Source organism: Candidatus Hydrogenedentota bacterium (genome assembly GCA_016791475.1).
In the GTDB taxonomy this organism is placed as follows: domain Bacteria; phylum Hydrogenedentota; class Hydrogenedentia; order Hydrogenedentales; family JAEUWI01; genus JAEUWI01.
Genome location: JAEUWI010000007.1, coordinates 172,353 through 179,062, shown reverse-complemented (window position 1 = coordinate 179,062; position 6,710 = coordinate 172,353). Strand labels below are relative to the sequence as shown.

The following is a 6,710-nucleotide window of genomic DNA, read 5'->3' as shown; positions in this document are numbered from 1 at the left end:
CTCAATGAGGAAAGCTTCGCAGACATCCCCGGCTCGGGAACTGTCCACTCATCCGTAGTAGGCTCAACCAATCGGTTTTCCTCCTCTCGTCACAGCGTACACAAAGTAGAGCCCCTTCGCTCCACGGGAATTACCCCGCTTCAACGCTACTATGGGCTCCTCCGACTCCCGACGTTCCCGATTCATGGTTATGTCTTCCCATGAACCGTTGGGGCCATTACCCCCGGCACGACGGGCCTCTCAGGTTCCTGACACTATCTTTCCGCGCGCGCTGCCCCCTATCACCCCGGGAGGCCCATCAGGTGCATATGCTCGTTGCTTCCCCGATGGCGGCAGGCTTCGGCTTATCCGGGAGCGTGGCCACCTCCAGTTGGTGTAACGAGGCCGAATCGGGTTCACTTACGTTGCGGCTCGCGCGTTTGGCTCACGAGGCTTCACCGTGCCGAGTTACCTCTGCACAGCGCTCGATTGCCTACATGGTGAACGAGCAAGTACCATGTCAACTACCTTTCAAGTTGATAGACAGGTCAGACTTAGCCTGACGCACCGAATGGACACGAATTCACACGAACAAGAAGAGCAATTCATCTTGTCTGTCGTAGATCATGAACGGCATGTCCCCTCCGTGTATTTCCGTGCCTTTCCGTGGGCAACAATAAAATGCTTGACCACGGAAAGGCACGGAATTTCACGGAAGAAAAAGGGGGGAATGGGCTTGGTGTCACAGGTGTCTGTCAATCGTTCATGTTGAACTCGTAATAAGCATTCCCGATCTTATTCGTGTAAATTCGTGTCCATTCGTGGTTAAAGTTTTTCTGCCCCGACTATTGAATATTAATTGGTAATTGAGGTTTCACCATGCAACGCATCCAAACCATCGCGGTATACGTCATCCTGATCGGGTGGCTTTGCGCCGTGGCTGTGCCCATGGGCTGGGTGTTGGTGAACTCGTTGCGGAGCTCGAAGGAGTTTGTACAGAACCCTTTCGGTGTTCCGTGGCTGTTCTCAGGAATTCCGGCCGATGGGCTGCTGGAGCAGGACGAGATCGATGGGGCCATTTCGCTGTCCACAGACGTCGAAAGCATCAACGCCACGGCACTGAAAGCGCTCTCCGAGAACTTTTCCTTGCTAGATCCCGATGGCAACGGCGCGCTGGAGGCGGGTGTGACCTGGGGCACACCGCCGACAACGCTGGATTCGGGAATGATCGCCGCGATTGAATCATCGGTGAGCGGACCTTTGGCCAAGGATGCCGCCTTCCGTAATTACCGCAAAGCCTGGGTCGATTCCGGCTTCAGCCGCTTCTTCTTCAACAGCGTCTGGGTGACGGGCTGGTCGCTGTTCGGCACGCTGGCAATTGCGGCCATGGCGGCCTATGTGCTGGCGCGTTTCAATTTCCCCGGCAACCGCGCGATCTTCCTCTTTTTCATCAGTGGGATGATGATTCCCGCGCAGTTGCTTTTGATTCCCGTGTTTTTTGAGTTCAGTTGGCTTTCGGAACTGGGCACCCAGTTGCTGCAACCCTTCGGCCTGCGTTTCCAGCTTTATGATTCTCAGTTCGGGCTGATCCTGCTGTACATCGCCCTCAGCCTCCCCTTCACGATTCTGGTGCTCAGCGGATTCTTCAAGTCGCTGCCCGGCGAGTTGCGTGAGGCGGCTATCATGGATGGTTGCGGCGAGTACCGCACTTTCTGGCACGTCATGCTGCCGCTGGCAAAACCGGGATTGATCACCGCCGCGATCTTCAACTTCCTCGGCATCTGGAACGAATACATCTTCGCGCTGGTCTTCGTGAACACGCCGGAGAACAAGACCCTTCCGCTGGGCCTGGCGAGTGTAAGCATGCAGGCCCAGTACCGCACGGATTTCGGGCTGCTCTTCGCCGCGCTGGTGATCGTGGTGCTGCCGACGCTGCTGGTCTACGTGCTGCTGCAGCGGCAGCTCACGGAAGGGATCACGGCGGGGGCGCTGAAGGGATAGCAATTCACGCTCTCAGCAAGTAGCAAGATGCGCCGATACGGGCTTCAAGCCCGTCGTATACTCCAAGTCTTTTATTTTCATTGGCAATAATTGTTATTGTTCAGACAATTCAAGGTGATTGCTACAAGTATATTTGATGAATCATTCTGACCCAATTTTGAGGGCGAAACATCTGGAGCGGCCAAGATGAATCAGCAGGCAGATAGAATGGCGAGTTATTTGGAGGCGAGACGAACGACGTCCGATACTGTACGTCTCTCAGGGTGGCTACTGGCTTTTGGGGTTGTGTTCACCGCAATTTGCACCTGTACGCTCGTACTCATCTTGAATGGGAAGCCGGGGGGCCATCTTGCGGAGCAAGCTTCGGCTCACGCCAGTAACGTTGTCAATTCGAGCGAGGCGAGTGCGACTGAACATGGCCAGCCCAAGCGTGTGGTTTTGTTGGAGGTTCCGGCAGAATTCAAAACAATTCAGGCCGCCATACATGCCGCACCCACAACGGACGCAGTTATCCGTGTCGCTCCCGGAATCTATACGGAGAGTCTCTCTTTCGAGGGGAAGAACATTGTACTGACATCTCATGACCCAAAGAATCCCCAGGTGGTCAAGTCGACCGTCATTGATGGAAATCGCGCTGAGTACGTGGTGAACCTCGAGCAGACAAATACGCGCCAGACGGTCCTTACCGGATTCTGTATCACGAATGGAAGCACGGGGGGTATTCGAGCAAACGGAAGTATGGCCACAATCTCTTACAATGACATAACCGGAAATCATGGAAACTCTTGGGTCTGCGGCATCCGAGATGCGAATGGTGCGGTCGAGAACAATAATATCTTTCAGAACCGTGGCACGGATACCGGAGTGGGTATTCGACACTGCAACGGAGAGATTCGCGGCAATCGAATTTTCGAGAACTATGGAGGAAAATACAGCTATGGAATACGCGACTCACACGGCATGATTGTGGCGAATCAAATTTATGACAACTACAGGTTTCCCGGACTCGACGACAGCCCATCAGGACGAGGGATTTTCTATTGTAACGGGACCATAGCCAATAACCGGATCTACAACAATTCCGGAACCAATTATGGGTACGGTATCAAAGACTGTAGCGGTTTGATAGAAGGCAATGTCATAACCAGCAACAGGGGCGGCATTGCGGGCCGTGGTGTATCGGGCTGCTCGGGCACTATTCGACTAAACACCTTAGAAGGAAATTCACATTACGGCATCGATAACTGCACCACGGCAGTTATTTCGGACAATAAGTTTTCGTAGCCCACCACTTGACGAAAGCTACTGGGAAGCATCCTCAGCTAGCCTTGATACGTCTTCATATTGTTTCGGCGAACATAGAAAACAAAAAAGGAATCATTTCCCCGCCAGCACTTCCCGCAACACATCGGGCTTATTGGTGATGATGGCGTCCACGCCCCAGGTGATGAGTTGCTTCATGCTGTCGGGATCATCCACGGTCCACACGGCGACGGTCTTGTCGAGATCGTGGAATTCCTTCAGGCGCGCTTCGGTGAGGGAGGGCTGGCTGACGTTGAAGCCCGCGACGTTAATCAGGGTACCCCAGGCCTTGAATGACTCCCAGGCTTCGGGCTTTTCTTCGTTGTAGCTGCCCAGGTATTCCGTGCGAATTTCCGGGGCTTCGGTAACGGTTACGAGGCACACAACGGGCGAGAAGGACTGGATGACCACCTGCCTCTCCATGCCCGCCGCGCGAATCACCGCGACTGCGGCCCGGGCCAGTTCCACATTCCGGTTACCGCTGGATTCGGCCACGGAAACGAGCCCCTGGAGGGCGTCTTTACTCAGACTCTTTTGTACGCCGATCGCCGCGCGCATCTGCTCCATCACGGGGCCATCGTCGGCCACGCTCTTGATTTCCACGTACACGCCGATGCGGTCCTTCGCCATGGCGAGGGACTCGCTCAGGGTGGGCAGGCGCTCGCCCGCGAACTTCGGATCTTTCCAGCTTCCCGCGTCGAGGGTCTTCAACTCCGCGAGGGTCATCTCGGTGATGAGGCCGGTCCCGTCGGTGCAACGATCCACGTCGTTGTCATGGGAGACGACCACGCTGCCGTCCTTCGCCAGGAGGCAATCCAACTCATACCAGTCGGCATCCATCTGAGCCGCAAGCTCAAAGGCCGAGATGGTATTTTCGGGGGCATAGGCGCTCGCGCCGCGATGGGCGATGACCGCCACCTTGTCTGTTGGTTCAATCATGAGGGATCCCGTCGTGGCGCAGCCGGAAAGGGCCGCGGCACTCAACATGAAAACGGATGCTGCAATACGCATGACACACTCCCGTGGCGTTGGAAAGACTTGGGCCAGTATGCCCGCGCAGCGAGGGAAATTCAAAGAAAATCGGTCCTATCTGTCTTATCCGTCCTATAGGACCGATTCGACGGATAGGACCGATTGGGTACTTTACAGCGCCTCTTTGAAGAGCGCCTCGAAATCCGCCGCGCTCACTTCGCGCACGTTGCAGCCGTGGCACACGTCCTTCACGGCGATATCCACGAGACGGGCGATATGTTCTTCCTTCACGCCCACATCGCCCAGGCGGGCCGGCAGGCCGACTTTCGCGTTGAAGGCTTCGAGCCACGCATCGAAGCTGAGCTCCGTGCTCACGGCGGCTTCGAGACGCTTCATGCGATCGGGCAGGGTCACGGCGTTGAAGCGCATGCAGGCGGGCAGCATCAGGGCGATGGCCAGGCCATGGTGCAGATCGCAGACCGCGGAGAGGGCATGGGCGCAGGAATGGGTCACGCCGAGGCCCTTCTGGAAGGCCGTCGCGCCCATGGAGGAGGCCATGAGCATGTTGCCACGCGCCACGATGTTGCCGGGCTCCTTCACTGCCGTTTCAAGATTCTCCTTCACCAGGCGGATGCCTTCCAGGGCGATGCCGTCGGCCATGGGGTGGTAGCCCTTTGCGAGGAAGGCCTCGACGCTGTGGGACAGCGCATCCACGCCGGTGGCGGCGGTCACGCCCGCGGGCAGGCCCACGGTGAGCTCGGGATCGGCCACGACGAGAGGCGGCATCATGCGCGGATCGAAGATGATGCGCTTGATGTGGTTCTCGTCGGAGATGACGCTGCTGCGGCCCACTTCGCTGCCGGTGCCGGCGGTGGTGGGAACGCAGATGTTAAAAGGAATGTCCTTGTCCACCGGAGGCATGTCGGGATTGCCGTCTTCATAATCGAAGACGTCGCCGGGGTGGTTGATCATCAGGGCGATCACCTTGCCCACGTCCAGCGCGGCGCCGCCGCCGAGAATGATGAAGGAGTCGGCATTATGCGCGCGGTAGGCGTCTACGCCCTTGGTCACCTGGGGCTTGTCCGGGTTGCCGAAGATCTCGCTGTATACCGCCGGGTCCAGACCGCCCGCCTTGAGGCTATCCACCATTTCGGCGAGGAAGGGAAGGCCGGCAATGCCCTTGTCGGTAACGATCAGCGGACGGTTCTTGCCGCGGGCCTTGAGCAGATCGCCAAGCTGGGCGCGGGTACCGGGGCCAAAGATCATGCGGGTGGGGTAGTTGTAGGAGGCTGCTTGCATGTTGTTAGTCCTGTTGTTGGTGACGATCGGGAGCGCGGGTTTTCTTGCCCGCGTATCGTGCGCCTCGGCGCACAACATTCACGGACTGGAAAGTCCGTGCTCCCGCTCAACCGAAAAAGTGCTTAACCCAGTTCGCGAACTCCAGCTCGCGAATGCCGTCGTCCATGATGTCGTCGTCGATGCCGAGTTGCCAGCGGAAGTCTTTCCGATCCGGCTCGGCCACGAGGGCGTCGAGGCGACCGGTGTATTCCTTCAGCGCGGCGAGGTCTTTGAAAAAGCCCAGCTTGATGAGCTTCTCGTCGCGCGCTTCGATCAGGCGGGCCACTTCGTTGAGGTCGTATTCGGGGTGGTACTGGACGGCCCACATCTCGCCGTTCCTATATTTGAACGACGCGGACTGCACCTTGCTCCAGCCGTTGCTGGCGAGGATGGTGCCGCCTTCGGGCATGCGCTTTACTTCGTCGTCGTGGCTCATGAAGTGAGAGAAGACCCGGGGCTTTCCGGCGTACATCGGGTGGGTGACACCGTCTTCATTGAGGAGGACTTTCTGGCCCACGCCCATCTCGCGGCCCTTGTCGCAGGCGCCGCATTCGCCGCCACAGGCCACGGCGGCCACCTGGATGGCCCAGCAGCTTCCAAACTGGGGAATGCCCGCCTCGAAGCCCTTCTGGCAGGTGTCGATGTGGCGCTTGACCTCGGGCACATCGTGGTAGACCGTGAGATTGCAGCCGGGCCAGAGGATGCCGTCGTACTGCTTGAGCTCTTCGATGGTGTAACTGTCGGGAGTTTCCTCGTCACTGCTGAGCCACACGTCGTACTCCGCGTCGGGGATGTACTTGACCAGCAGGTCGCGGTAGAGCTGCCACGCCGGGCGCATCCGCACCTCGGCAAAGCGCGCACGGCTTTCCTTGTTGTAACCGTCGGGGATAAGAAAGCGTTTTGTAGCCATTGGGGTTTCCTGAAGGTGTCTATTAGAGTGAGCGGCTTCGTATGCGTGCCACGCGATCCGGCAACGCCGGTTCGTGTGCCCGTTACGAGGTCAACGTGATCAATTGGATTGCAAACCTGATAGAGCGGTGCAAACCGGCCAGGCGGGTGGTCGGCAGAGCACCAATTCTTGAACACCGCCGCACACGAACCGGCGTTGCCGGATCGCG

At 57.8% G+C, this 6,710-nt stretch carries 5 protein-coding genes; 2 read left to right on the top strand and 3 right to left on the bottom strand.

Features of this window, described 5'->3' with window-relative positions:
* Positions 1-858 precede the first annotated feature (858 nt).
* Both JNK74_05835 and JNK74_05830 read left to right on the top strand, forming a co-directional pair.
* The gene (locus JNK74_05835; protein MBL7645697.1) at positions 859-1,980 is read left to right on the top strand and encodes a carbohydrate ABC transporter permease; all 1,122 of its coding nucleotides are present in this window, start codon (positions 859-861) and stop codon (positions 1,978-1,980) included.
* 186 nt (positions 1,981-2,166) lie between these two features.
* Positions 2,167-3,264, top strand: a complete 1,098-nt coding sequence (locus tag JNK74_05830) for a right-handed parallel beta-helix repeat-containing protein (protein ID MBL7645696.1) — start codon at positions 2,167-2,169, stop codon at positions 3,262-3,264.
* Between the two features lie 93 nt (positions 3,265-3,357).
* Here JNK74_05830 and JNK74_05825 read toward each other — a convergent pair whose 3' ends face one another.
* The 3 genes from JNK74_05825 to JNK74_05815 all read right to left on the bottom strand — a co-directional run bounded on the left by JNK74_05825 (position 3,358) and on the right by JNK74_05815 (position 6,502).
* A complete protein-coding gene (locus JNK74_05825) occupies positions 3,358-4,293 on the bottom strand; it encodes a hypothetical protein (protein ID MBL7645695.1) in 936 nt (311 codons plus the stop codon).
* Between the two features lie 132 nt (positions 4,294-4,425).
* The gene (locus JNK74_05820; GenBank protein MBL7645694.1) at positions 4,426-5,553 is read right to left on the bottom strand and encodes an iron-containing alcohol dehydrogenase; all 1,128 of its coding nucleotides are present in this window, start codon (positions 5,551-5,553) and stop codon (positions 4,426-4,428) included.
* A gap of 106 nt (positions 5,554-5,659) precedes the next feature.
* A complete protein-coding gene (locus JNK74_05815) occupies positions 5,660-6,502 on the bottom strand; it encodes a gamma-glutamyl-gamma-aminobutyrate hydrolase family protein (GenBank protein ID MBL7645693.1) in 843 nt (280 codons plus the stop codon).
* Positions 6,503-6,710 lie beyond the last annotated feature (208 nt).